This is a genomic window from Parachitinimonas caeni, from assembly GCF_030129945.1.
Classification (GTDB): Bacteria; Pseudomonadota; Gammaproteobacteria; order Burkholderiales; family Chitinimonadaceae; genus Parachitinimonas; species Parachitinimonas caeni.
Genome location: NZ_JARRAF010000271.1, coordinates 1 through 255 on the forward strand (window position 1 = coordinate 1; position 255 = coordinate 255).

A 255-nucleotide genomic window follows, 5' to 3' on the forward strand; every position below is an offset into this window, starting at 1 on the left:
AGACCAGCCGCAGCGGCAGCCATGCCCGGGCCTTTTTGCAAGGCTGGCAGGGGACACTCATGGCGGATGGCTACGGCGGTTACAAAGCGCTGTTTGGTCAAGGCGTGACTGAGCTGGGTTGCTGGGCACATGCCCGGCGGAAATTCTTCGATCTGCACGCCGCCAGTAACAAGCCGCATGAGATGGCTGCAGTCGCGCTGCAGCGAATCGGGGAGTTGTACGCCATCGAAGCCCAGGCGCGTGAGCAGTCACCCG

Annotated in this window: 1 protein-coding gene; it reads left to right on the forward strand. The window is 63.1% G+C overall.

The window, feature by feature from the left end:
• Positions 1 to 255: IS66 family transposase (locus PZA18_RS24650; protein ID WP_284103520.1), on the forward strand; the 255-nt coding region annotated here is incomplete at both ends.